Source organism: Kitasatospora sp. NPDC056273 (genome assembly GCF_042268845.1).
GTDB lineage: Bacteria > Actinomycetota > Actinomycetes > Streptomycetales > Streptomycetaceae > Kitasatospora.
The window spans coordinates 2,812-27,316 of the sequence record NZ_JBHJSJ010000038.1 but is presented as its reverse complement, the minus strand read 5'-3'; the positions used below and the strand labels follow the sequence as shown (position 1 = coordinate 27,316).

At 74.5% G+C, this 24,505-nt stretch carries 25 protein-coding genes and 1 riboswitch; of the genes, 9 read left to right on the top strand and 16 right to left on the bottom strand.

Going from position 1 to position 24,505, the window contains the following annotated elements:
• Positions 1-9 precede the first annotated feature (9 nt).
• A complete protein-coding gene (locus ACFCY1_RS28125) occupies positions 10-882 on the top strand; it encodes an alpha/beta fold hydrolase (RefSeq protein ID WP_375876440.1) in 873 nt (290 codons plus the stop codon).
• An 8-nt stretch (positions 883-890) separates the two neighbouring features.
• On the opposite strand, the gene ACFCY1_RS28120 is transcribed toward ACFCY1_RS28125, so the two are convergent.
• Positions 891-1,502, bottom strand: a complete 612-nt coding sequence (locus ACFCY1_RS28120; RefSeq protein WP_375876439.1) for a TetR/AcrR family transcriptional regulator — start codon at positions 1,500-1,502, stop codon at positions 891-893.
• Positions 1,503-1,599: 97 nt separating this feature from the next.
• A complete protein-coding gene (locus ACFCY1_RS28115; protein WP_375876438.1) occupies positions 1,600-2,373 on the bottom strand; it encodes an SDR family NAD(P)-dependent oxidoreductase in 774 nt (257 codons plus the stop codon).
• 134 nt (positions 2,374-2,507) lie between these two features.
• Here ACFCY1_RS28115 and ACFCY1_RS28110 point away from each other — a divergent pair, with 134 nt between their 5' ends.
• Positions 2,508-3,146, top strand: coding sequence for an NAD(P)-dependent oxidoreductase (locus tag ACFCY1_RS28110; protein WP_063780391.1), 639 nt, complete (start codon positions 2,508-2,510; stop codon positions 3,144-3,146).
• Between the two features lie 110 nt (positions 3,147-3,256).
• Here the strand turns inward: ACFCY1_RS28110 and ACFCY1_RS28105 are convergent, their stop codons facing one another.
• On the bottom strand, positions 3,257-4,219 hold the full coding sequence (locus tag ACFCY1_RS28105; protein WP_375876437.1) for a hypothetical protein: 963 nt from the start codon (positions 4,217-4,219) through the stop codon (positions 3,257-3,259).
• Positions 4,220-4,391: 172 nt separating this feature from the next.
• On the opposite strand from ACFCY1_RS28105, the gene ACFCY1_RS28100 reads away from it, so the two are divergent.
• Positions 4,392-6,893: a helicase-associated domain-containing protein gene (locus ACFCY1_RS28100; RefSeq protein WP_375876436.1), complete on the top strand. Its 2,502-nt coding sequence runs from the start codon at positions 4,392-4,394 to the stop codon at positions 6,891-6,893.
• A gap of 21 nt (positions 6,894-6,914) precedes the next feature.
• Here ACFCY1_RS28100 and ACFCY1_RS28095 read toward each other — a convergent pair whose 3' ends face one another.
• Positions 6,915-7,169 carry a hypothetical protein gene (locus tag ACFCY1_RS28095; protein ID WP_049652328.1) on the bottom strand — a complete coding sequence of 85 codons (255 nt, stop codon included), beginning with the start codon at positions 7,167-7,169 and terminating at the stop codon, positions 6,915-6,917.
• A gap of 124 nt (positions 7,170-7,293) precedes the next feature.
• Here ACFCY1_RS28095 and ACFCY1_RS28090 point away from each other — a divergent pair, with 124 nt between their 5' ends.
• Positions 7,294-8,931, top strand: coding sequence for a DNA repair helicase XPB (locus ACFCY1_RS28090; protein ID WP_049652330.1), 1,638 nt, complete (start codon positions 7,294-7,296; stop codon positions 8,929-8,931).
• Positions 8,932-8,989: 58 nt separating this feature from the next.
• Here ACFCY1_RS28090 and ACFCY1_RS28085 read toward each other — a convergent pair whose 3' ends face one another.
• On the bottom strand, positions 8,990-9,151 hold the full coding sequence (locus ACFCY1_RS28085; RefSeq protein WP_158077777.1) for a hypothetical protein: 162 nt from the start codon (positions 9,149-9,151) through the stop codon (positions 8,990-8,992).
• 415 nt (positions 9,152-9,566) lie between these two features.
• On the opposite strand from ACFCY1_RS28085, the gene ACFCY1_RS28080 reads away from it, so the two are divergent.
• On the top strand, positions 9,567-11,594 hold the full coding sequence (locus ACFCY1_RS28080) for a HelD family protein (protein WP_375876468.1): 2,028 nt from the start codon (positions 9,567-9,569) through the stop codon (positions 11,592-11,594).
• A 65-nt stretch (positions 11,595-11,659) separates the two neighbouring features.
• Here ACFCY1_RS28080 and ACFCY1_RS28075 read toward each other — a convergent pair whose 3' ends face one another.
• From ACFCY1_RS28075 to ACFCY1_RS28065, 3 genes are all read right to left on the bottom strand, one after another.
• The gene (locus tag ACFCY1_RS28075; protein ID WP_049652332.1) at positions 11,660-12,346 is read right to left on the bottom strand and encodes a copper homeostasis protein CutC; all 687 of its coding nucleotides are present in this window, start codon (positions 12,344-12,346) and stop codon (positions 11,660-11,662) included.
• Between the two features lie 87 nt (positions 12,347-12,433).
• Entirely contained in the window at positions 12,434-13,408 is a 975-nt protein-coding gene (locus ACFCY1_RS28070; RefSeq protein ID WP_375876435.1) for a hypothetical protein, read from the bottom strand.
• Complete coding sequence (locus ACFCY1_RS28065; protein ID WP_049652335.1) at positions 13,405-13,788, bottom strand: PadR family transcriptional regulator; 384 nt, start codon at positions 13,786-13,788, stop codon at positions 13,405-13,407. Before ACFCY1_RS28065 ends, ACFCY1_RS28070 begins: the two co-directional genes overlap by 4 nt.
• A 78-nt stretch (positions 13,789-13,866) precedes the next feature.
• Here ACFCY1_RS28065 and ACFCY1_RS28060 point away from each other — a divergent pair, with 78 nt between their 5' ends.
• Entirely contained in the window at positions 13,867-14,550 is a 684-nt protein-coding gene (locus ACFCY1_RS28060; RefSeq protein ID WP_375876434.1) for a hypothetical protein, read from the top strand.
• Positions 14,551-14,556: 6 nt separating this feature from the next.
• On the opposite strand, the gene ACFCY1_RS28055 is transcribed toward ACFCY1_RS28060, so the two are convergent.
• From ACFCY1_RS28055 to thrC, 6 genes are all read right to left on the bottom strand, one after another.
• Entirely contained in the window at positions 14,557-14,730 is a 174-nt protein-coding gene (locus ACFCY1_RS28055; RefSeq protein WP_181970643.1) for a hypothetical protein, read from the bottom strand.
• A gap of 63 nt (positions 14,731-14,793) precedes the next feature.
• Positions 14,794-15,150 (bottom strand): hypothetical protein, encoded by a 357-nt coding sequence (locus tag ACFCY1_RS28050; protein WP_049652339.1) that lies wholly within the window; start codon positions 15,148-15,150, stop codon positions 14,794-14,796.
• A 169-nt stretch (positions 15,151-15,319) separates the two neighbouring features.
• Positions 15,320-16,942, bottom strand: a complete 1,623-nt coding sequence (gene groL, locus ACFCY1_RS28045; RefSeq protein ID WP_049652341.1) for a chaperonin GroEL — start codon at positions 16,940-16,942, stop codon at positions 15,320-15,322.
• Between the two features lie 347 nt (positions 16,943-17,289).
• Entirely contained in the window at positions 17,290-17,493 is a 204-nt protein-coding gene (locus tag ACFCY1_RS28040; protein ID WP_030289665.1) for a cold-shock protein, read from the bottom strand.
• A 538-nt stretch (positions 17,494-18,031) separates the two neighbouring features.
• Positions 18,032-18,310, bottom strand: coding sequence for a MoaD/ThiS family protein (locus tag ACFCY1_RS28035; protein ID WP_049652344.1), 279 nt, complete (start codon positions 18,308-18,310; stop codon positions 18,032-18,034).
• 35 nt (positions 18,311-18,345) lie between these two features.
• Positions 18,346-19,626 (bottom strand): threonine synthase, encoded by a 1,281-nt coding sequence (thrC, locus tag ACFCY1_RS28030; protein ID WP_074005446.1) that lies wholly within the window; start codon positions 19,624-19,626, stop codon positions 18,346-18,348.
• Positions 19,627-19,642: 16 nt separating this feature from the next.
• A riboswitch (SAM riboswitch) is annotated at positions 19,643-19,779 on the bottom strand.
• Positions 19,780-19,890: 111 nt separating this feature from the next.
• Here thrC and ACFCY1_RS28025 point away from each other — a divergent pair.
• Together ACFCY1_RS28025 and ACFCY1_RS28020 are read left to right on the top strand one after the other, a co-directional pair.
• Positions 19,891-20,928: a glucosyl-3-phosphoglycerate synthase gene (locus ACFCY1_RS28025; protein WP_375876433.1), complete on the top strand. Its 1,038-nt coding sequence runs from the start codon at positions 19,891-19,893 to the stop codon at positions 20,926-20,928.
• A gap of 116 nt (positions 20,929-21,044) precedes the next feature.
• Complete coding sequence (locus tag ACFCY1_RS28020) at positions 21,045-22,511, top strand: trehalose-6-phosphate synthase (RefSeq protein WP_375876432.1); 1,467 nt, start codon at positions 21,045-21,047, stop codon at positions 22,509-22,511.
• Here the strand turns inward: ACFCY1_RS28020 and otsB are convergent.
• The gene (gene otsB / locus ACFCY1_RS28015; RefSeq protein ID WP_375876431.1) at positions 22,498-23,337 is read right to left on the bottom strand and encodes a trehalose-phosphatase; all 840 of its coding nucleotides are present in this window, start codon (positions 23,335-23,337) and stop codon (positions 22,498-22,500) included. The genes ACFCY1_RS28020 and otsB overlap by 14 nt on opposite strands.
• Positions 23,338-23,699: 362 nt before the next feature.
• A complete protein-coding gene (locus ACFCY1_RS28010; RefSeq protein WP_079272731.1) occupies positions 23,700-23,927 on the bottom strand; it encodes a DUF3263 domain-containing protein in 228 nt (75 codons plus the stop codon).
• Between the two features lie 102 nt (positions 23,928-24,029).
• On the opposite strand from ACFCY1_RS28010, the gene ACFCY1_RS28005 reads away from it, so the two are divergent.
• On the top strand, positions 24,030-24,380 hold the full coding sequence (locus ACFCY1_RS28005; RefSeq protein WP_049655188.1) for a cupin domain-containing protein: 351 nt from the start codon (positions 24,030-24,032) through the stop codon (positions 24,378-24,380).
• Positions 24,381-24,505 lie beyond the last annotated feature (125 nt).

Below are 24,505 nucleotides of genomic sequence, written 5' to 3'. Positions count from 1 at the left end.
ACATGTACCATGCGAATCAGCGAGTTCAAGAACGGCAAGGCCGAAGCCCGCTTCCGCGCCGCCTACGAGCGCGCGCTGACCGAACTCCGGCCGGGGCCCTGGACACCGCTCGACGTCCCCACCGGCTACGGCACCACCCGGGTGTACCGCACCGGCCGCACCGAGGGCCGGCCGATCGTGCTGCTGCCCGGCTCCGGCGGCAACGCGCTGATGTGGCACGCCCACCTCGACGCCCTCGCCGCACAGCACCCCGTGATCGCCGTGGACACCGTCGGCGAACCGGGCGCCAGCGTGCAGAGCGCCCCCGTCACCGACGGCCGCGACGCCGCCGCCTGGCTGGAGGAGCTGCTCGCCGCCCTCGACCTGCCCTCCGCCCACCTGGTCGGCTGCTCCTACGGCGGCTGGATCGCCCTCAACCACCAGATCCACCACCCCGGACGGACCGCCGCCCTCACCCTGGTCGAAACGGCGGGCCTCGCCGACCTGGACCGCCGCTTCTACACCTGGCTCGTCCTCGGCGGCCTCGCCGCGACGGCCCCGCGCCCGCTGCGCCCCCGGCTGGCCCGGCTGGTCGGCAACAGCGCCGTCCTGGAGACCGAACTGATGGCGCTGGTCCGCGCCTCGATGGGCTTCCGCCGCCGCCTGCCCCCGGCCGCCACCCTCACCGACCGGGAACTCGGCCGGCTCACCGCCCCCGCCCTCTTCCTCCTCGGCGAACGCAGCGCCCTGCACGACGCCCGGGCCGTCGCCGACCGCCTGCACCGGCTGGTGCCCACCGCCCGGGTCGAGATCGTCCCCGGCGCCGGCCACGCACTGCCCACCGACGACCCTGCGGCCGTCACCGCCGGCATCCTCGGCACGGCCGCGCGGCAGGCCGGCTGACCGGGGCCCTACGACCCGTCGGCCGGCCCGCCGAGAGCGGCGCGGACCAGGCGGGTGACCGCCGGGGTGGCCACAGCCAGGTCGGCCCCGCCGCCCACGGTTCCCGCCTCCGCCGCCAGCGCGTCGTAGGTCTCGAAGGCGGTGAGCACGAACAGCAGGCGCGCCGCGTCCGCCGGGGCGTCGGGCAGCCGGCCGGCCAGCACCGCGGCGCCCTCCCGGCGGCGGGCGTCGCGGTCGGCGATGACCCGGCCGACCTCCTCGTCGAGCGCGGCGAGGGCGCGCAGGCGGCGGGTGCAGACCCGGTCGACCGCCCAGAAGCCGCCCATCACCTCGACGAAGCGGTCCAGCGCCGCCCAGGGGTCGGCCTGGGTGAAGGCCTCGGCGAGCCGGGCCATGCCGCCCTGCTCGGCGAGGGCGTCGCAGACCGCCTCCAGCAGGCCCGCCTTGGAGCCGAACTGGTAGTAGACGGTCGCCCGGGCGACGTCCGCGCGGCGGGCGACCGCGTCCAGCGAGACCCCGCCGGTCTCGGCCAGGTGCGCGCGGGCGGCCGCGACGATCCGGGCGCGGGTCTCGTCGACCTCCGCCTGCCGCTGTCCCATCCGGTAGGACCGGGGGCTCATCCCGCTCGCCTCCACTCGTTCCGTGTGAACTGGCAGTATCGCCGATCGGTTCACCCAGGCGGGGAAGGCCCGGCGCCCGGCGGAGCGGGCCCGGCGCTCAGAGCATGACCCGCCCGCCGCTGACGTCCAGGGTCTGCCCGGTGATCCAGGAGGACGCGTCGGAGGCCAGGAAGAGCGTGGCCGAGGCGACGTCCGCTGGCTCGCCGAGGCGGCCCAGCGGGTGCGCGGCGGCGACCGCGGCCTGCACCTCGGGCGGCATCTGCGCGGCGGTCCGCTCGGTGCGGACGGCGCCCGGCGCGATGGCGTTGACCCGCACGCCCTCACCGGCGACCTCCAGCGCGAGGTGCCGGGTGAACATCAGCACCCCCGCCTTGGCCGTGGCGTACGCCGCGGAGGCGCCGCCGGCCAGCCGGCCGGCCGTGGACGCCATGGTGACGATCGAACCGCCGCGGCGGGCCAGCAGGCCGGGCAGGAAGGCCTGGACGGTGAGGAAGGTGGCGGTGAGGTTGCCGTCGAGCACGGCCCGCCAGTGCTCCTCGGTCTCGCGGACGGTCGGTACCGGGTAGCCTCCGCCGCCGGCGAAGGCGGCCAGGGTGTCGACAGGGCCGAGGTCCCGCTCGATCCGGGCGGCGGCGGAGCCGAGTGCCGCCGCGTCCGTGCAGTCGGCGACCAGTCCGAGCGCCCGGACCCCCTCCGCCCGCAGGCCCTCCGCCACCTCCGCCAGCGCCTGCGCGTCGCGCCCGAGGACGGCGACGGCCGCGCCCTGCCGGGCGAAGGCGCGGGCGGTCTCCGCGCCGATGCCGCGGCTGCCGCCGGCGACCACGACCACCCGGCCGTCCAGGTCGGGGTACCGATCCTGCCGAACTCCCATGTTCCATCGCTCCTTCGGGTTCGCACGCGCGGTGCGCCGTGGTTCACTTGATTTCATTCATACAGTCCGTCTGAATGAATGACAAGGCGCCATCCGAGACCGAACCATCCCGAACCATCCCGAGGAGGGAACCGATGAGGATCGCAGTCGTGGGTGCCACCGGACGCACCGGCCGTCTGGTGGTCGACCTCGCACTGGCCGCCGGACACACCGTCACCGCCGTCGCCCGCGACCCCGCCCGGCTGCCGGAGTACGCGCACGGCACCCCGCTCACCGCCCGGGCCGACGTCGGCCGGCCGGGCTCCCTGCGGGGGCCGCTGAGCGACCAGGACGCCGTCGTCGCCACCCTCGGCACCACCGGCCGCCGGACCGCCACCACCGTCTTCTCCGACGGCGCCCGGGAGTTGACCGCGGCACTGCGGGACGGCGGCGCCCGGCACCTGGTCACGATGAGCTCGGCGGGGCTGGACACCAGCCGGCTCCCGCGCGCCCAACGGGTGGTGGCCAGGCTGGTGGTCGACCGGCTGTACCGGGAGGTCCACCACGACCTGGCCCGGATGGAGGCGGTGCTCGCCGGCTCCGACACCGCCTGGACGGTCGTCCGCGTGCCGATGCTCAAGGACGGCCCGCCGTCCCCGGGCCCGCAGGTCTCGTACGACCGACCGCTCCCCCGGGCCGGCACCGCCACCCGCGCCACCGTCGCCCACTGGATCGTCGACCACCTCGGCGACCCGACGACCTTCCGCCGACTCGTCCACCTCGCCGACGACTGACGCCCCGGCGGCACCGTCACACAACGGCGGCACCCACGCCGTCGTGGACGGCTCCGGCTGCTTCGTCCGCAAGTAGCGGGGGCCGGACCGGACCGGACCGGCCCCCGCGCTCAGCCCTGCTGCTGCGGCGGGCGGCGGCGCAGGGCGAGCAGCAGCAGGACCACCGCCGACAGCACGGCGGACAGCCGCAGCACGTTCGGGGCGGACGACCAGCTGATCGCGCCCAGCGGCGAGCCCGACTGGAGGCCGCCGCCCTGTCCGCCGGCCTGCTTGGCCTGCTGCATGGAGTAGAAGGTGGACACGCTCATCGTGACCAGCGGGATGCCGAGGATCACGAACTTCCGCATCAGGTCGGAGATCTGGCGGGACAGGTAGCCGAGGCCCCAGCCGGCCAGCATGGCCGGGAGGAAGCCGGAGACCGCCCCGCCGACCAGCAGGGCGCAGGAGAGCAGGATCAGCGGGGAGGGCTTGCGGGCGGGCGCCTCCTTCTCCGCTTCCTTGCCCTTCCCCTTGGCCTTCCCCTTCCCCTTGGCCTTGCCCCCGGCCTTCCCGGCCGGGGCCTCGGGCGGCGCGGGAGGGGCGGCGGGGGCCGGCCTGAGCCAGCCCCTGCGCGGCTTCTTCGTCAGGTCCGCGGCGGGCGCCGCCGCCGTCTCCGCCGCCTCCGCCGCCGCCTGCTCGGCGGCCTCCTCGGCGGTGCGCTGCCCGGGGATCGGCTTCGGCGCGGGCCGCGGCCCGTCCGAGAAGTCGAAGAGCGTCATCGTCCACGGGCCGGTGCTCGACACCGTCGTCGGCGGGGGCCCGTCCGGCCGGTCCCCGGCGACGGTCTCCGGCAGGTGCAGCGGCACGGACGGGATGCCGCCCGCGCTCGGCGCCGGCGGGTCGTACACGCTGTCGGGGTCGAAGTCCGGAGCGGGAACGGGGGCGGACGGAGCCTCCGGAGCGCCGCCGGACGCGGCCTCACCCGAACCGGCGCCCGAGCCCGAACCCGAGCCGGCGTCCGAAGCGGCGTCCGGGCCGCCGACCGAACGCTCGCTCCACGGCCCGCTCTTGCGCCACCACTCGCCGTCCGTCATCACCGACCACCCCGCCTCGCCCGTACCCGGCCGCCCACCGAACCGCCCTCGGCGTGACGCTACCCACCCCGCCCCCGCCCGCGCGAGTCCGTCCGCCGGTACGGCGGAGCGCCGGAGGTGCGCCCGGACGACGGACACCCCGTCGTCCCCGCGCCCGACTAACCTAGGTCGAATGACCACACAGCAGGGCCCTCAACGCCGGGGCAGGTCCGCCACCGGCCCGCGCACCCTCGCCGAGGAGTTGCGCGCCCGTCCCGACGACGCGCTCGCCGCCCTGCTCCGCTCCCGCCCCGACCTGCTGAACCCCGTCCCCGGCGACCTCACCCAGCTGTCCGCCCGGCTCTCCTCGCGGGCCTCCGCGCTGCGCGCCCTGGAGCGGCTCGACCGCTTCACCCTCCAGGTCGCCGAGGCCCTGGCCACCGCCCCGGACGGCACCTCGCTGAGCACCGTCCGCACCCTGCTGACCGGCCCGGCGAAGGTCAAGCCGCACCCCGGCGCCACCCCGCTCACCCCCGCCGACCGGTCCGCCGTCGCCACCGCCCTGCCGCGCGCGATCGCCACCCTGCGCGACCGGGCGCTGCTCTGGGGCCCGGACAACGGGCTGCGGCTGGTCCTCGCCGTCCGCGAGGCGCTCGCCCCGACCGCCGTCAACCCGGGCCGCACCGGCCTCGGCCCCACCCTCGCCGACGCCACCGTCGGCATGTCCCCGGCCCGGCTGCAGCAGCTGCTCGCCTCGGCCGGGGAGCCCGGCACCCCGGACCCGGTCAGCGCCGTCGCCTCGCTCACCGCGCTGCTCACCGACCGCGCCCGCTGCGCCGCACTGCTCGACACCGCGCCCGAGGCCGCGCTGCGGCTGCTGGAGCGGCTGGTCTGGGGCCCGCCCACCGGCACCGTCCCGGACGCCACCCGCCCGGTCACCGCCGAGGACGCGCAGAGCCCCGTCGAGTGGCTGCTCGCCCGCGGCCTGCTGCTGCCCAGCAGCCCCGGCAGCGTCGTGCTGCCCCGCGAGCTGGCCCTGCACCTGCGCGGCGGCCGCACCCACCGCACCGTCGAACCGGTCCAGCCCGAGCCCGCGCCCGCCGCCGCCCCGCGCGACCCGCAGACCGTGGACGCCGCCGCGGCCGGCCAGGCGCACACCGCCGTCAAGACCGTCGAGGAGCTGCTGGACGGCTGGGGCCTCACCCCGCCGCTGACCCTGCGCGCCGGCGGCCTCGGCGTCCGCGACCTCAAGCGCACCGCCCAGGCCCTGGAGAACACCGAGCAGCAGACCGCCTTCTGGCTCGAACTCGCCTACACCGCAGGCCTGCTGGCCCCCGACGGCGAGGTGGACGAACGCTGGGCCCCCACCCCGGGGTACGACACCTGGCTGCACCTGGACACCGCCGAGCGCTGGTCCGTCCTTGCCGGCGCCTGGCTCGCCGCCACCCGCGTCCCCGCCCTCACCGGCACCCCGGACGGCCGGGGCAAGCCGCGCGCCGCCCTCGGCCCCGAACTCGACCGCACCCTCGCCCCGTCCGTCCGCCGCGCCACCCTCGCCCTGCTCGCCGAACTGCCGCCCGGCACCCCGGCCACCGCCGAGGAGCTGCTCCCCGCCCTGCGCTGGCAGCGCCCGCTGCGCGGCGGCCCCGTCGGCCCGGACGGCCGCGACCTGCGCGACGAGCTCACCGCCTGGACCCTCGACGAGGCCGAACTCCTCGGCATCACCGGCCGCGGCGCCCTGGCCGCCCCCGCCCGCGCCCTGCTCACCGCCGAGTCCGACCCGGCCGAGGTGCTCGCCCCGCTGCTCCCGCAGCCGCTGGACCACGTGATCCTCCAGCCGGACCTCACCGCGATCGCCCCCGGCCCGCTGCTCACCCCGCTCGCCCAGGCCCTCGCCCTGTGCGCCGACATCGAGTCCAAGGGCGGCGCCACCGTCTACCGCTTCACCCCGGCCTCGGTGCGCCGCGCCCTCGACGCCGGCCGCACCGCCACCGACCTGCGGGCCTTCCTGGAACAGCACAGCCGTACGCCCGTCCCGCAGCCGCTCGCGTACCTGGTCGACGACGTCGCCCGCCGGCACGGCGTCCTGCGGGTCGGCGCCGCCTCCTCCTACCTGCGCTGCGACGACCCGTCGCTGCTCGGCGAGGTCCTCGCCGACCGGCGCTCCGCCGACCTGCGGCTGCGGCTGCTCGCCCCCACCGTCCTCGCCTCCCAGGCCGCCCCGGACGTCCTGCTCGCCGCCCTGCGCACCATGGGCTACGCCCCGGCCGCCGAGTCCGCCGAGGGAGACGTGCTGATCACCCGCCCGGACAGCCGCCGCACCCCGCCCCGGACGGCCCCCGTGCCCGTCCCCGACGGACCGCCCGCCCCCGACGACACCCTGCTCGCGGCCGCCATCAAGGCCATCCGGGCCGGCGACCGCGCCGCCACCGCCACCCGCCGCGACCCCGCCCCCGACCCGCGCCGGCTTCCCCGCACCGCCGCCGCCGAGACCCTGGCCGCCCTCCAGACGGCCGTCCTGCTCGGCGAGCGCATGTGGATCGGCTACCTCAACGCCGAGGGCATCGCCAGCCAGCGCATCATCGACCCGGTCAAGGTCGAAGGCGGCTTCGTCACCGCCTTCGACCACCACGCCGACGAACTCCGCACCTTCGCCCTGCACCGCATCACCGGCGTCGCGGAACTCGACGAGTGACCCCGGGGAGGCCGGGGGCCTTCAGTGCCCCTGCTGCGCCTCCTTCATCTTGTCCTGGACGGCCTTGTCCGCCAGGCTGCCGATCTGCCCCTGCCCGACCGGCATCGACCCCCCGGTGACGGTGTCCGCCAGCAGGAACCCGGGCGCCGCGAGCAGGCCGCCGGGCCCCTCGCCGATGCCCGCGAGGGCGTGGGCCGAGCCGGCCGAGGAGGCGGTGGCCGCGAAGGCCGAGCCCATCAGGGCGAGGGCGGTGAGAACACGCTTCGACTTCTTCATGACCAGCTCAACGAGCGAGTACGGACGGTGGTCACTCCGGGCGGCTCCCGCGCACCGCCCGCGATGCGCGACACTGGAGGGTCTGCGTCAATCCACCCTGTCAGCCAGTGGAGGGCTCCCCCGCGTGAACGACGGACCGCTCATCGTCCAGAGCGACAAAACTCTTCTCCTGGAGATCGACCACCCCAGGGCCTCCGACTGCCGTCGCGCCATCGCGCCGTTCGCCGAGCTGGAGCGGGCGCCCGAGCACGTGCACACGTACCGGGTGACGCCGCTCGGGCTGTGGAACGCGCGGGCGGCCGGGCACGACGCCGAGCAGGTGGTGGACGCCCTGGTGACGTACTCGCGCTACCCGGTGCCGCACGCGCTGCTGGTGGACGTGGCGGACACCATGGGCCGGTACGGGCGGCTCCAGCTGCTCAAGCACCCGACCCACGGGCTGGTGCTCACCACCACCGACCGGCCGGTGCTGGAGGAGGTGCTGCGCTCCAAGAAGGTCGTCCCGCTGGTCGGCGCCCGGGTCGACCCGGACACCGTGGTGGTGCACCCCTCCGAGCGCGGGCAGATCAAGCAGGTGCTGCTCAAACTCGGCTGGCCCGCCGAGGACTTCGCCGGGTACGTGGACGGCGAGGCGCACCCGATCGACCTGGACGAGGACGGCTGGCAGCTGCGCCCGTACCAGGCGCAGGCCGTCGAGGGCTTCTGGCACGGCGGCTCGGGCGTGGTCGTGCTGCCCTGCGGCGCCGGCAAGACGCTGGTCGGCGCGGCCGCGATGGCGCACGCCAAGTCGACCACGCTGATCCTGGTCACCAACACCGTCTCGGCCCGCCAGTGGAAGCACGAGCTGGTCAAGCGCACCTCGCTCACCGAGGACGAGATCGGCGAGTACAGCGGGACGAAGAAGGAGATCCGCCCGGTCACCATCGCCACCTACCAGGTGATGACGACCAAGCGGAAGGGCGTATACGCCCACCTGGAGCTGTTCGACGCCCGCAACTGGGGCCTGGTGGTCTACGACGAGGTGCACCTGCTGCCCGCGCCGGTGTTCAAGTTCACCGCCGACCTCCAGGCCCGCCGCCGGCTCGGCCTGACCGCGACGCTGGTGCGCGAGGACGGCCGCGAGGGCGACGTGTTCAGCCTGATCGGCCCCAAGCGCTTCGACGCGCCGTGGAAGGAGATCGAGGCGCAGGGCTACATCGCGCCCGCCGACTGCTGCGAGGTGCGGGTCACCCTGACCGACTCCGAGCGGCTCGCCTACGCGACCGCCGAGCCGGAGGAGCGCTACCGCTACTGCGCCACCACCGCGACCAAGCGGCGGGTGGTGGAGGCGCTGGTCAGGAAGCACGAGAAGGACCAGACGCTGATCATCGGCCAGTACATCGACCAGCTGGACGAGCTCGGCGAGGCCCTGGACGCCCCGGTGATCAAGGGCGAGACCAGCAACGCCCAGCGCGAGAAGCTCTTCGAGGCCTTCCGGAACAAGGAGATCGGCGTCCTGGTGGTCTCCAAGGTCGCGAACTTCTCGATCGACCTGCCCGAGGCCACCGTGGCCATCCAGGTCTCCGGGACCTTCGGCTCCCGCCAGGAGGAGGCCCAGCGCCTCGGCCGGGTGCTGCGCCCCAAGGCGGACGGCCACTCGGCCCACTTCTACTCGGTGGTCGCCCGGGACACCGTGGACCAGGACTTCGCCGCCCACCGGCAGCGCTTCCTGGCCGAGCAGGGCTACGCGTACCGGATCATGGACGCGGACGACGTGCTGTGACGCACGGGCGGTAGGCCGTCCCGGGAACGGACACGGCCTTCAGGACCGGACGGCGCCTTCAGTACCGGACACCGTCGCGCCCGAGGAAGATCACGCGCGCGGCGGTGTCCAGGGCGATGCCGACGTTGCGGACGGCGGTGCTCAGCGGGTTGCGGTGGCGCCCGGAGACGGCGGTGGCGCCGGACGGGCCGGGTCGGGGGGTTCGGTTCGTGGTGCTCATGTCTTCAACGGTAGGCACCCGACCGGCGGTCGGCATCACTCCAAAGGCCGTATCCGCAGGTGCGCGGCTCGTCCGCCGGGTGTACGGCGGCCCCCGAGGCCGGGGTAGGGCGAACCCCGAGGCCGGTACGGCCGGAACCCCGGGACCCGCGCGGCTGGCCCCCAGGGGCGGACGGGTCTAAGATCGTCCGTCTGCCCCCTCCCGAACCGTGGTACCTGCTGAAGTCCCGCAGGCAGCCGGGGGAGGTACCGACCGTTCGGCAACCGGTCGGCCGTACCCACCGTGAGCTCCTACGATCCGCTGCGCCCGCCACCGGGGGCAGCCGGGAAGGTTCGCTGTGCCCGCCACCTCCACCACCGACCCCCTCCAGCGCGAACGCGACCACCTGGCCGCCTCCCGGGCCGCGCTGCGCGCGATGCGCGAGGACGTCGAGTCGCTCGACATCCGCGACGTGACCGGCACCTGGGTCACCGCCCTCGTGCTCCAGAACCAGATCGAGGCCAGGATCGCCGCCCTGGCCGACCTCTCGCACACCCCGCTGTTCTTCGGCCGCCTCGACTACCTGCACGCGATCAGCGAGGAGCTGAGCGAGGGCAGCGGCGGCGAGAGCTTCTACATCGGCCGCCGGCACGTCCACGACGCCGACGGCGACCCGATGGTGATCGACTGGCGCGCGCCGGTCTCCCAGCCGTTCTACCGGGCCAGCCGCACCGACCCGATGGACGTCGACCGCCGCCGCCGCTTCGGCTACACCGGCGGCGAGCTGACCGCCTACGAGGACGAGCACCTCAGCGACCCGGCCGAGACCGATTCCGCCTCCGCGCTGCTGGCCGCCGAGATCGAGAAGCCCCGCGTCGGCCCGATGCGCGACATCGTCGCCACCATCCAGCCCGAGCAGGACGAGATCGTCCGCTCGGACATCACGGGCACCATCTGCGTCCAGGGGGCGCCCGGCACCGGGAAGACCGCCGTCGGCCTGCACCGCGTCGCGTACCTGCTGTACGCCCACCGCGAGCGCCTGGCCCGGACCGGCACCCTGGTGATCGGGCCGAACAACGCCTTCCTCTCCTACATCGAGCAGGTGCTCCCGGCCCTCGGCGAGCTGGAGGTCGCCCAGGCCACCGTGCAGCAGCTGGTCGGGCACGTCGAGGTGAGGGGCGAGGACGACCCGGAGGCGGCCCGGCTGAAGGGCGACGCCCGGATGGCCGAGGTGCTGCGCCGGGCGGTGCGGTCGGGCATCGCGCTGCCCACCGAGCCCTGCGTGGTGGTCCGCGGCTCCCGCCGCTGGCGCGTACCGGTGTACGAACTGGTCGAGATCATCGAGGAGTTGAAGGGCCGCGAGACCCGCTACGGCGCGGCCAGGGACGCCCTGCCGCAGCGCATCGCGCACGCCGTGCTGCTGAAGATGGAGCAGGGCGGCGAGGCCCCGGACGACCGGGTGCAGGACGCGGTGGCCCGCAACAGCGCCGTCAAGGCGGTGGTCAAGGAGTGCTGGCCGGCCGTCGACCCGGCGAAGCTGGTCCTGCGGCTGCTCTCCGAGCCGGAGTTCCTGGCCGCGTGCGCCGAGGGCGTGCTGACGCCCGAGGAGCAGCGGGCGGTGCTGTGGCCCAAGCCCGGCCGCTCGGTGAAGACCGCCCGCTGGACGGCGGCCGACGCCGTCCTGGTCGACGAGGCCACCGACCTGGTGCAGCGCACCCCCTCGCTCGGGCACGTGGTGCTGGACGAGGCCCAGGACCTCTCCCCGATGCAGTACCGCGCGGTCGGCCGCCGCTGCACCACCGGCTCGGCGACCGTCCTCGGCGACCTCGCCCAGGGCACCACCCCGTGGGCGACGGCGAGTTGGCCGGAGGCGCTGCGCCACCTGGGCAAGCCGCAGGCGCACATCGAGGAGCTGACCAAGGGCTTCCGGGTGCCGGAGGAGGTCATCGCGTACGCCTCCCGGCTGCTCCCGGCGATCGCCCCCGGCCTGGCCCCGGCCTCCTCGGTCCGTGAGGCGCCCGGTTCGCTGACGATCCGCCGGATCGCGGACGGCGCCGCGGAGGGCAACACGGACACGGACACGGACGGCGGCACGACCGGCGACGCGACCGGCACGGAGGCGGTCCTGGCCGCCTGCCGGGAGGCGCTGGAGCACGAGGGCTCGACCGGCCTGATCGCCGCCGACGCCCGCGTCCCGCGGCTCGCCGAGGCGCTGACCGCGGCCGGCCTGCCGTACCTCTCCCCCGGCGACGAGACCAGCGCGGAGGCCCGGCTCACCCTCGTCCCGGCCTCGCTGGCCAAGGGTCTGGAGTACGACTACGTGGTGCTGGACGAGCCGGCCGCGGTGGTCGCCGGGGAGCCGGACGAGCGGACCGGCCTGCGGCGGCTGTACGTGGCGCTGACCCGTGCGGTCTCCGGGCTGACGGTGCTGCACCGCGAGCCGCTGCCGGAGCAGCTGCGGTAGTGCGCGGAAGGGCCGGTCCGCGGACCGGCCCTTCCGTACGAACGCCCGCACCGGCGCACCCGCGCTCAGGCGTCGATCAGCGCCCGCCACTCGGCGACCTTGGCCGCGTCCACCGGCGTGCGCCAGCCGTCGACCCGCACCGCGCCGCCGACGTGGAAGGCGTCGAAGCCCTCCGCCCGCAGCTCCTTCAGGTGCTCGGCCCGCAGGCCGCCGCCGATCAGGATCCGCTGCCGGTACCCGGGCTCGCCGGCCCGGGCCAGCTCGGCCGACAGCACCTCGCGCCCGGCGTCCACCCCGGCGGCCGCGCCGGAGGTGAGGAAGGTGTCCAGGCCGGGCAGCCCGCCGACGGCGGCCCGCAGGGCGGCCCGGTCGGCGCTGTGGTCGATCGCCCGGTGGAAGGTCCAGCGGCAGCCGGCGATCGCCTCGGCGACGGCCGTGGTGGCGGCCAGGTCGACGGCGCCGTCGGCGTCGAGGAAGCCGAGCACGAACTCCTCGGCCCCCTCGGCCCGCAGCGCGGCGGCCCGGGCGCACAGCCCGTCCACGTCGCCGGGCGCGAAGCCGTCCCGGATCCGCAGCATGACCCGCAGCGGGATGCCGACGGCGGCCCGGATCCGGCCGAAGTCCTCGACGGACGGGGTGAGCCCGTCGGCGGCCATGTCGGTGACCAGTTCGAGCCGGTCGGCGCCGCCCGACTCGGCGGCCTGGGCGTCCTGGGGCGTCAGCGCGATGACTTCGAAAATTGGTCTAGACATATTCGACAGCCTGCCACATCGGACCGCCCCCGGAAACTCCCAGGGGGCCGTTCCGGTCACGCCGGAACGGCCCCCCGAACCCCCCGGTCACGCCGGACCGTGGACCGCCCCGATCGCACCGGACGCCCCGACCGCCTCCGACCGGCCGAACCGGTGCACCGCCACCGCCACCAGCACCAGCGCGGCCACCGACGGCCCCACCGCCGGCAGCAGCTGCGAGACCCCGCCGGACCCGCGCCAGATGTTGAACAGGCAGCCCGGCCCGGCCAGCACCAGCGCCGCCACCCCCGCCGCCGTCGGCGCCACCCGCCCGCGCAGCCCGGCGAAGGTCAGCAGCAGCGGGACGACCAGCATCACCACGAACCACACCAGGTCCAGCGGGAAGGTCGTGTCGTCCCAGCTCTGGGCCGCCTCCAGCAGCCCGCCCACGGCCCCCGAGGCCAGCACCAGGCCGGCCGCGCGCAGGCCCGGCCGGGGCAGCAGGTCCGTCGGCGCCGCCGCCAGCAGCAGCGCCGCCAGCACCAGCGGCAGCGTGGCCATCGCGATGTAGCCGCTCCACCACAGGTCGAAGGAGGAGGACCAGACGGCGTCCGCCAGGTTGTAGAGCCCCACCGCCCCCAGGACCAGCGCGCTGCCCCGCACCGCCGTCCAGCGCCCCAGCAGCCCCGCCACCAGGAGCAGCACGGCGGCCACCGGCGGGCAGAACGACGAGAAGTAGGCGCCGTACGAGTCGTCCCAGGAGAGCAGGTTGGCGATCCGGTGCGCGGTGGTCAGCCAGGCCACCAGCGTGGCGCCGGCCACCGCCCCGGCGAGCATCGGCGCGACCACCGCCAGCAGCCGCCCGGCCGCCGTGGCGCCGGTCAGCCCGAGCCGCACCCGCAGCCCGTACACCGCCAGGCCGAGGACCTCCCGGGCGACCGCCGGCCGGCCGCCCGCCGCCGTCGTGTCGGCGAACACCTCGGCCAGCTCCTCGCCCCGCTCGCGGCGGTACGGCTCCGGGTAGAGCTGGAGCGCGGCCCGCAGCACCGCCGAGGGCCCCGCGCCGATCACCGGTGTGGTCATGAGAGGCCTCCCCCCGTCGCGGGCCGCCCCTGCGACCCGGTCTTGCCCGGCAGCATCGACCGGATCCTGGTCAGCCGGCGCTCGGCCTCGGTGGCGACCGCCCGCAGCCGCTCCGCCTCGGCGGCCAGCGCCTCGCGACCGGCGGCGGTCAGCGCGTAGCTGCGCCGGGCGCGGCCGTCCACCACCTCCTCGGCGGCGACCTCGATCAGGCCCTGGCCCAGCAGCCGGTCGAGCGCCCCGTAGAGCGTGCCGGTGCGCATCTTGACCCGGCCGTCGGAGATCGCGGCGATCTCCTGGATGAGCGCGTAGCCGTGCCGCGGGGCGTCGGCCAGCGCGGTGAGCAGCAGCAGCGTGGGCTCCTGCATGGAGCGTTCTGTCATACGACTACATATATCGTCAACCTACCTATAGGTCCAGCGCCCACTCCCCCGGGTCCGGCACCCGACCGGGCCGCCACAATGGTCGCCATGCCGACCACCGAGGACGCCCCGCCCGCCGAGGAACCGCTCGCCGACCTGCCCACCGACGACCTGCTCGCCGCCTGGACCGCCCTGCTGCACCGCTGCGGGGCCGCCGTCGACCCCGAGCCGTACGGCCGGGAGCTGCTGCGCCGCTGGTCGGAGCCGCAGCGCCGCTACCACACCGCCGCACACCTGCGCGCGGTGCTGGGCCTGGTCGACGAGCTGGCCGGGCACGCCGCCGACCCGGAGGCCGTCCGCCTCGCGGCCTGGTTCCACGACGCCGTCTACCGCCCCGACCGCACCGAGAACGAGGAGCGCAGCGCCGCCCTGGCCGTCCGCGCGCTGACCGCCGCCGGGCTGCCCGCCGAGCGGGTCGCCGAGGTCGAGCGCCTCGTGCTGCTCACCGTCGGCCACGACCCCGCCCCCGGCGACCGCGACGGCGAGGTGCTCTGCGACGCGGACCTCGCCGTCCTCGGCGGCTCCCCCGAGGCGTACGCGGCGTACGCGGCCGCCGTCCGCGAGGAGTACGGCTTCGTCCCCGCGCCGGACTTCGCGGCCGGCCGGGCCGCCGTGCTGCGCCATCTGCTCGCCCTGCCGGACCTCTACCGCACCCCGGCCGCCCGCGAGCGCTTCACCGCGGCCGCCCGCGCCAACCTGACCGCGGAGCTCGGCACCCTCTGAGGCCCGTCAGCCCCACCGCCCGCGCACCCGGTCCGCGGCGGCCACGCCCCCCGTCACGGCCAGGACCCGCCCGGCCACGGCCCACCACGCGTCGTGGCCGGCCCCCGCCGCCTCCAGTACGGCCCACCACAGCCCGAGCCCGCAGCACCCGCCCGCCACACCCCACACCCAGCGCCTCATGCGCGCACCGTACCCACCCGCGCACCACCCCCGGAAGGCACCCCCGGCCCCGAGCCGGCCGGGCTAGGCGAGCTTCCCCACCGGCGCCACCACCGCGCCCTGCTTGCCGCACACCCAGTGCGGCTCCGGCCCCAGCTCGGGCTCCACGCTCAGCGCGTGCGGGTCCCCGTCGGCCGCGCACCCGGTGCACAGCGGCCAGCGCCCGTACGCCTCCAGCAGCGCGTCCTGGACGTCCTGGGCGACCAGCCCGAGCACGTACTCGGTGCCGTCCGGCCACTGCTCCAGCCACCAGCGGCGGTGCGTCACGGCCTGCTCCACCAGCGAGACGACGGCGGCGTCCGCCACGTCCCGCGCGGTGAGGTCGGCCAGGATCAGTGCCCGCGCGTTGTGCAGGGCGGTCTCGATGTCGTCGGAAGCCATCCGTCCATTCTCCGTCCACCGGCCCGAACGCCGAAACGCCGGACGTCCGAACGCCCGGGCCCCGGAGCTTCCGGACGCCGCCGGACGCCGAAACGCCGTGTGGGCGGCCCCCCGAAGGGAGCCGCCCACACGGACGAGGAACCAGCCGATCCGATCGGAGCGATCAGGATCAGAAGTCCATGTCACCGCCCGGCATGCCGCCGCCGGCGGCCGCGGCGGCCTTCTCCGGCTTGTCGGCGATGACGGCCTCGGTGGTCAGGAACAGCGCCGCGATGGAGGCGGCGTTCTGCAGCGCGGAGCGGGTCACCTTGGCCGGGTCGATGATGCCCTCGGCGATCAGGTCGACGTAGGTGTTGGTGGCCGCGTTCAGGCCGTGACCGGCGGGGAGGTTGCGCACCTTCTCCACCACGACGCCACCCTCCAGGCCGGCGTTGGTCGCGATCTGCTTGATCGGGGCCTCCAGCGCGACCTTGACGATGTTGGCACCGGTGGCCTCGTCGCCCTCCAGCTCCAGCTTGTCGAAGGCGACACCGGCCTGCAGCAGGGCGACGCCACCACCGGCGACGATGCCCTCCTCGACGGCGGCCTTGGCGTTGCGGACGGCGTCCTCGATGCGGTGCTTGCGCTCCTTGAGCTCCACCTCGGTGGCCGCGCCGGCCTTGATGACGGCCACGCCGCCGGCCAGCTTGGCGAGGCGCTCCTGGAGCTTCTCGCGGTCGTAGTCCGAGTCGCTGTTCTCGATCTCGGCGCGGATCTGGTTCACGCGGCCCGCGACCTGCTCGCTGTCGCCGCCACCGTCGACGATGGTGGTCTCGTCCTTGGTGATGACCACCTTGCGGGCGGTGCCCAGCAGGTCGATGCCGGCGTTCTCCAGCTTGAGGCCGACCTCCTCGGAGATCACGGTGCCACCGGTGAGGATGGCGATGTCGCCGAGCATGGCCTTGCGGCGGTCACCGAAGCCCGGGGCCTTGACGGCGACGGACTTGAAGGTGCCACGGATCTTGTTCACGACCAGGGTCGACAGGGCCTCGCCCTCGACGTCCTCGGCGATGATGACCAGCGGCTTGCCGCTCTGCATGACCTTCTCCAGCAGCGGGAGCAGGTCCTTGACCGAGCCGATCTTGGAGTTGGCGATGAGGATGTACGGGTCCTCGAACGTCGCCTCCATCCGCTCCAGGTCGGTGGCGAAGTAGGCGGAGATGTAGCCCTTGTCGAAGCGCATGCCCTCGGTGAGCTCGAGCTCCAGACCGAAGGTGTTGCTCTCCTCGACGGTGATGACGCCTTCCTTGCCGACCTTGTCCATGGCCTCGGCGATGAGCTCGCCGATCTGGGTGTCAGCGGCGGAGATGGAGGCGGTGGAGGCGATCTGCTCCTTGGTCTCCACGTCCTTGGCCTGGGCCAGCAGCTGGTCGGAGACGGCCGCGACGGCCTTCTCGATGCCGCGCTTCAGGGCCATCGGGTTGGCGCCGGCGGCGACGTTGCGCAGACCCTCGCGAACCAGGGCCTGGGCGAGCACGGTGGCGGTGGTGGTGCCGTCACCCGCGACGTCGTCCGTCTTCTTGGCGACCTCCTTGACGAGCTCCGCACCGATCTTCTCGTACGGGTCCTCGAGCTCGATCTCCTTGGCGATGGAGACACCGTCGTTGGTGATCGTGGGGGCGCCCCACTTCTTCTCCAGCACGACGTTGCGGCCCTTGGGGCCGAGCGTGACCTTCACGGCGTCGGCGAGCTGGTTCATGCCACGCTCAAGGCCGCGGCGAGCTTCCTCATCAAAGGCGATGATCTTGGCCATCTGAAGTGGTCCTCCGGGACACGGTCGACTGCTCGGACCAAGGGGTGCCCGCGACGGACGGCCCTGGTGTGCGGGGGTCCATTCCCCTACCGCTCCCGGGGGCCTCACCGACCCGGTCCGCTGTCACTCTCACGCTGTGAGTGCTAACGCCAATGATTAGCACTCCGGGTGGTCGAGTGCAAGCCCAATCGACGATCCGCGAGCCGTCGCCGGAGCCCCGCCCGAGCCCCTGCGGAGCCGCGTCGGGGAACGCCGACGGGCCCGTACGACACGCGTCGCACGGGCCCGTCGAGAAGCGAGTGGTCACCAGCCGTAGGGCCGCGCCGAGCTCCTGGAGTCGGAAGGGGTCAGACCGCCGCGCGGACCATGTCCGCCTGCGGGCCCTTCTGTCCCTGGGAGATCTCGAACTCGACCCGCTGGCCCTCCTCGAGGGTGCGGTAGCCGTCCATCTGGATCGCGCTGTAGTGGACGAAGACGTCCGCACCACCGTCGACCGCGATGAAGCCGTAGCCCTTCTCCGCGTTGAACCACTTGACGGTGCCCTGAGCCATTCCGAACTCCCCTAGTGCTGTGCTGGCCCTTCACGTGCCCGCAGGTCGCGGGCCCGGGTTGGTTGAAGGCCGGCCCGGGGAACCCCCCCTGGGCGCAGCCGTGCACGCCGCAACCATCCGCGCGGAACGCCGGGCGGCCTCCGGTGAGCGGGTGATTGCGTCGACCGCCGCTGAATGTATCCGGATCGACGCCCTCTGCAACAGGGCCAACCGCCGGTAATTCCGCCAAGGCGTCAAGGGACAGGACGGATCGAATCGGAATAATCTCGGCATTCCACGCCGGACATAGCGGACGAATTACTCAAATGCCCGCGCGAATTCTGACATCTGCCTGACATGTTTCACGGTCCGCCCCCGGCGGCCGGACGCCCCCGGGCCGAGCACTGCGGGGGCCGAAAGGGAAACCCTGTTCCCAGCCGAGCCACACTCTACTCCGACTCGACCCGGAAATATTCCCGCCGGAATGCGAGCGGTCGCCCGCGCATACGGAGAACGGATTTCCGTACGCGCGGGCGACCGCGGGTTCTGCTTTGTCGGCTCAGCAGCCGCCGGCCACCGCCGGGATGATCGAGACGCTGGCGCCGTCCTTGATCTCGGTCGCCAGACCCTCGGCGAAGCGCACGTCGTCGTCGTTCACGTAGACGTTCACGAAGCGGCGCAGCTTGCCGGTGTCGTCCAGGATGCGGGCCGCGATGCCCGCGTGGTTCTTCTCCAGGTCGGCGACGACCTCGGCCAGGGTGGCACCCTCGGCGGTCACCTCGGCGGCGCCGTCGGTGTAGGTGCGCAGGATGGTGGGGATGCGGACGGTGGCGCTCATGACTCTCCTAGCGGGGGCGGGGCCTATCGGGTGGTTCAGGCGGACACGAGGCCGGCGGCGCGGAACGAGTCCAGCGTCGGGCGGATGACGGCGGTCATCCCGGAATCGGAGACGGCGTCCAGGGTCTTCAGCCCGTCGCCGGTGTTGATCGCGACGGTCTCCTTGGCCGGGTCCAGCTGCCCGGTCTCGACCAGCTTCTTCAGCACGCCGACGGTCACCCCGCCCGCGGTCTCGGCGAAGATCCCCTCGGTCCGCGCCAGCAGCCGGATCGCCGCCACAACCTCGGCGTCCGTGACGTCCTCCACGGCGCCACCGGTACGGCGGGCGATGTCCAGCACGTACGGGCCGTCGGCCGGGTTGCCGATCGCCAGCGACTTGGCGATGGTGTCCGGCTTCACCGGCTTGATCACGTCCCGGCCGGCCTTGAACGCGGCCGACACCGGCGAGCAGCCCTCCGCCTGGGCGCCGAAGACCTTGTACGGCCGGTCCTCGACCAGGCCGAGCCTGATCAGCTCCTGGAGCCCCTTGTCGATCTTCGTCAGCTGCGAGCCCGAGGCGATCGGGATCACGATCTGCTCCGGTAGCCGCCAGCCGAGCTGCTCGCAGATCTCGTACGCCAGCGTCTTGGAGCCCTCGCCGTAGTACGGCCGCAGGTTCACGTTGACGAAGCCCCAGCCCTCGCCGGCCGGGTCGCCGATCAGCTCCGAGCAGAAGCGGTTCACGTCGTCGTAGTTGCCCTCGATGCCGACCAGCTCGCCGCCGTACACCCCGGCCATGACGACCTTGCCCTGCTCCAGGTCGTGCGGGATGAACACGCAGGACCGGAACCCGGCCCGGGCCGCCGCCGCACCCACCGCGCCGGCCAGGTTGCCGGTGGAGGAGCAGGACAGCGTGGTGTAGCCGAACGCCCGGGCCGCCTCGATCGCACACGCGACCACCCGGTCCTTGAACGAGTGCGTCGGGTTCCCGGAGTCGTCCTTGACGTGCAGCTGGGCGGTGAAACCGAGCTCCCGGCCCAGGTTGTCCGCCTTCACCAGCGGGGTCCACCCCGGGTTCAGGTTCGGCTTGGACGCCACGTCGGCCGGCACCGGCAGCAGCGGCGCGTACCGCCAGATGGAGGCCGGACCGGCCTCGATCCGCTTGCGCAGCTCCTCGGCGCCCTCGCTGCCGAACTCGTAGGCGATCTCCAGCGGGCCGAAGCACTCCAGGCACGCGAAGCTGGGGCCGAGCGGGAAGCGGGTGCCGCACTCGCGACAGGACAGCGCGGCGGCCGGGCCGAGGTCGACGGAAACAGGTGCGGCAGTGTCGATAGCCATGATGGCGAGGCCTCTCTCCTCATCTTCCCCGTGGCGCGGTCGCGACACGGGACGGAATTGGCACCTGTCCCGCCGGGGCCTGTCGACAGACAGCCGCGCGAGAAGGTTGCCGGGACGTCAACGGGCCGTTCCCTCAGTCCCTCTGGATGAGCTTGTGAAATTGTGGTGGTGCTCAACGGAGACCCCGGCGTGCAAAGGTCCGACCGCTGTACGAAGACTGTATCCGAAGGCGTCAAACCTGAACGGGACCGTCCGCCAAGCGAGATGACCCGTCCCACCGACCTCGCCGAGGAGATCTCCGTGCCCGCCGAACCGACTCCCGCGCTCCTCCCGCAGGCGGCGTCCTGGCTGCGCCGCCGCTCCTGGAGCGCGGCCGACCGGCCGGTCCGCACCCTGCTCGACGCCAAGGAGCGCACCGGTCGCACGGTCAGCGTGGTCCTCCCCGCCCTGGACGAGGAGGCCACCGTCGGCGACATCGTCCGCACCATCCGCCGCGAGCTGATGGAACGCCTCCCGCTCGTCGACGAACTCGTCGTCGTCGACTCCGGCTCCACCGACGCCACCGCCGCCGTCGCCGCCGAGGCCGGCGCCCGGGTCGAGCACCGCGACGCCGTCCTACCCCGGCTGCCCGCCGTCCCCGGCAAGGGCGAGGTGCTCTGGCGCTCGCTGCTGGTCACCCACGGCGACATCGTCTGCTTCGTCGACGCCGACCTGCGCGAGTTCGACCCGGCCTTCGTCTCCGGCATCATCGGCCCGCTGCTCACCGACGAGTCCATCCAGCTGGTCAAGGCCATGTACGACCGCCCGCTGGAGTCGGAGGGCGCCGTCCTGCCAGCCGGCGGCGGCCGGGTCACCGAACTCGTCGCCCGCCCCCTGCTCAACCTCCACTGGCCGGAACTCGCCGGTTTCGTCCAGCCGCTCGGCGGCGAGTACGCGGCCCGCCGCTCACTGCTCGAACGGCTGCCCTTCCCCACCGGCTACGGCGTCGAACTCGGCCTGCTGGTCGACGCCCTGGAGCTGGCCGGCCTGGACGCCCTCGCCCAGGTGGACGTCGGCGTCCGGCACCACCGCCACCAGGACGGCCAGGCCCTCGGCCGGATGGCCGCCACCATCTACCGGACCGCCCTGGAACGCCTCGACCGCACCCACCGCCTCAAGGCCTCCGCCGACCTCGTCCACCCCCACCTCACCCAGTTCACCCGCGACCCGGAAACCCGCGCCTTCACCGCCCACACCCACCCGGTGACCGCCCTCGAACGCCCCCCGATCCACACCCTCCCCGAGTACGCCGCCCGCCATTAGGGCCTCTCTTTCGGATCATGCCAGGCGCGCGACGTGATCCGAAAGAGAGGCCCTGGGCCCTCTCTTCGACGGGCCGCACGGGTTTGCCACGCCGACCCCACGGCAACATGCCAACCATGGGCGATCTCACGACCAACCGTTCGAGCGTGACCGGCACCGCCCCCGTCCTGGTGGCGTCCAACCGGGGACCGGTGTCCTTCAGCACCGCCGACGACGGCACGCTGACCCTGCGCCGCGGCGGCGGCGGCCTGGTCTCCGGCCTCTCCGCCATCGACGACCCGAACGCCGTCTGGGTCTGCGCCGCCCTCGACGACTCCGACCGCAGGGCCGCCGCCGAGGCACCCCACGGCCGCCTCGACCTGGCCGGCCACGAGGTCGGCGGCCAGGCCGTACGGATGCTGGACATCGACCCGCTGACCTTCGCCCGCGCCTACAACGGCGTCGCCAACTCCACCCTCTGGTTCGTCCACCACCTGCTCTACGCGACCCCCACCGCGCCCTCCTTCGACGCCGCCTTCCGCACCGAATGGGCCGCCTACCGGGCCTACAACGAGGCCTTCGCCGAAGCCCTCGCCGCCGAGGCCGCCCCGAACGCCGCCGTCCTCGTCCAGGACTACCACCTCTCCCTGGTCCCGGCCCTGCTCCGCGAAGCCCGCCCCGACCTGCGGATCGGCCACTTCTCGCACACCCCCTGGGCCCCGCCCGAGTACTACCGGATGCTGCCCGACGACGTCGCCCGGGCCGTCCTCACCGGCATCCTCGGTGCCGACCGGGCCGGCTTCCTGACCCAGCGCTGGGCCCGCGCCTTCGCCGCCTGCTGCGAGGACCTCCTCGGCGCGACCGTCGACCACGACGCGCTCACCGTCACCGTCGACGGCCGCACCACGCGCCTCGGCGTCCACGCCCTCGGCGCCGACGCCGACTTCCTGCGCGAGCGCGCCCACCGCCCCGACGTCGACGAACGCCTCGCCGCCCTCCGCGCGGCCGTCGGCGACCGCCGCACCATCGTCCGGGTCGACCGCACCGAGCTGAGCAAGAACATCGTCCGCGGCCTCCAGGCCTACCGGCACCTGCTCCGCACCCGCCCCGAGTGGCACGACCGGGTGGTGCACATCGCCTTCGCCTACCCGTCCCGCACCGACCTCGCCGAGTACCGCGCCTACACGGCCGCCGTCCAGCGGCTGGCCGAGGAGATCGACGCCGAGTTCGCCACCCCCGCCTGGCGGCCCCTGATCCTCCACGTCGACGACGACTTCCCGCGCTCCCTCGCCGCCTACCGGCTGGCCGACGTCGCCCTGGTCAACCCCATCCGCGACGGCATGAACCTGGTCGCCAAGGAGGTCCCGGTGGTCTCCGACCACGGCTGCGCCCTCGTCCTCTCCCGCGAGGCCGGCGCCCACGCCGAACTCAAGGACGACGCCCTCACCGTCAACCCCTACGACGTCATCGCCACCGCCGAGGCCCTCCACGCCGGCCTCACCATGAGCCCGGAGGAGCGCGCCGACCGCACCAAGCGCCTGGTGGCGGCGGCCACCGCGCTCCCCCCGCAGCAGTGGTTCCTGGACCAGCTCAACGCGCTGTGAGCGCGTCCGCCAAGGCCCCCAACAGCTCCACCACGCCCTCCGGCCCGGCGACCACCAGGTCCGCCCGGTCCGCCAGCTCCCGCACCGGCGCGTCCCCCACCGCGCCGGCGCAGACCAGCACCCCGGCCACGCCCTCGCCGCGCAGCTCCTCCACCGCGGCGAAGGCCGCCACGTCCCCCAGGTCGTCCCCCGCGTAGAGCACCGACCGCGCCCCCCGCTCGCGCAGGAACCCGGTCAGCGCCGCCCCCTTGTCCACCCCCGGCGGCCGCAGCTCCAGCACCAGCCGCCCGGGCTCCACCACCAGCCCGTGCCCGGCCGCCAGCTCCCCCACCGGCGCCCGCAGCAGCTCCAACGCCTCCTCCGGCGCCGCCGTCCGCCGGGTGTGCACGGCCACCGACCGCCCCTTGTCCTCCACCCACGTCCCCTCGGGCGCCCCCACCCGCTCCAGCACCCCCGGCAGCACCGCCCGCACCCGCGCCACCCCCGGATGCACCTCCGGCGCCGACAGCTCCCCGCCCTCCCACCGCTCGGCCCCGTAGTGCCCCAGCACCACCACCCCCGGCAGGTCCGCGAACCCCCCGTACTCCACCGCCACCCCGGCCGGCCGCCCCGTCACCACCACGACGCCCCCCACCACCGGCGCCAGCCGCCGCAACACCCCCACCACCCCCGGATGCGCCCGCGCCCGCCCCGGATCCGCCACGATCGGCGCCAGCGTCCCGTCGAAGTCCAACCCGATCACGGCATCCCCGGGCGCGCCCAGCACCGCCCGCACCCCGTCCCGCCCAGCCCCGGTCCCCGGCACGAACATCTCTTCAAAGCCCATACCGAAGCCCTACCCCGGAGCCCCCCACTCCGCACCCCGGCCTCCCCGGAGCCCCCGCACCCCGGCCTCCCCACCTCCCCACCAGGGCCACCTCCCCCACCCCCCACCCACCCGCCCCTCCCCCACCCACCGCAACCACCCACCCACCCCTCGATTCACCCGGCGAGAGGGACGCGCTGCGGGAGGGGGTGGCGCAGGGGGTGGCCGCGGAGAGGGGCGTGACGGGTGATTTTCAGACTGCCAACGGTGGTAGCCCCCCACCCACAGGGTTGGCAGTCTGAAAATCATCCAGCCCCCGGAGCGACCACCCCCGGAGCCACCCCCGGCCCCCCACCCTCCCGAGAGCCCGAACCCCCCACCCGTCAACGGGCCCCCCGCCGGGCCTCCCGCACCCGCCGCAGCCGGTTCACCAGCACCGGCGCGTGCGCCAGCGCCTCCTCCCGGTCCAGCAGCGCGTTCAGCACCTGGTAGTACCGCGTCGGGGAGAGCCCCAGCTCCTCCCGGATCGCCCGCTCCTTGGCCCCCGCCGTCCGCCACTGCCGCCCCTCCAGCGCCAGCACCGCCCGGTCCCGCTCGCTCAGCTCGCCCACCGCCGACACCTCCGTCCACCGCTACGGAGTGTCATTCTCGCGCGCGACCCGGACACACACTGCTCGCCCCACCGCTCCCCGCGCCCGGCTACCGTCACCCCCATGACCACGCCGAGCTTCGCCCTGCACATCCCGACCGCCGACCTCGACCCCGACCCGCTCGACCCGTCCCAGATCGTCTCGGGCACCCCCGAGGTCACCGGCAGGGTGCTCTCCGAGTCCGCCGACGGCCGCCACCTGCGCGGTCTCTGGCAGATCACCCCCGGCGTGGTCACGGACGTCGAGGCGGACGAGATGTTCGTGGTGCTCAGCGGCCGGGCCACGATCGAGGTCGAGGGCGGCCCGACCCTAGAGGTCGGCCCCGGCGACTGCGCGGTACTGCGCGAGGGCGACCGCACCACCTGGACGGTCCACGAGACCCTCCGCAAGGCCTACGCCATCACGCTGCCCTGAGCCCCGTCGGGGGCGGGGGGGACCACCCCCCCCCCCCCCCCCCCGGCATCATTCGGTCCCAGACCCCGGACAGAAACCCCCCGGCCCGCACTCCAACGAGAACCAGCGTCGGGGGCCCCCCCACC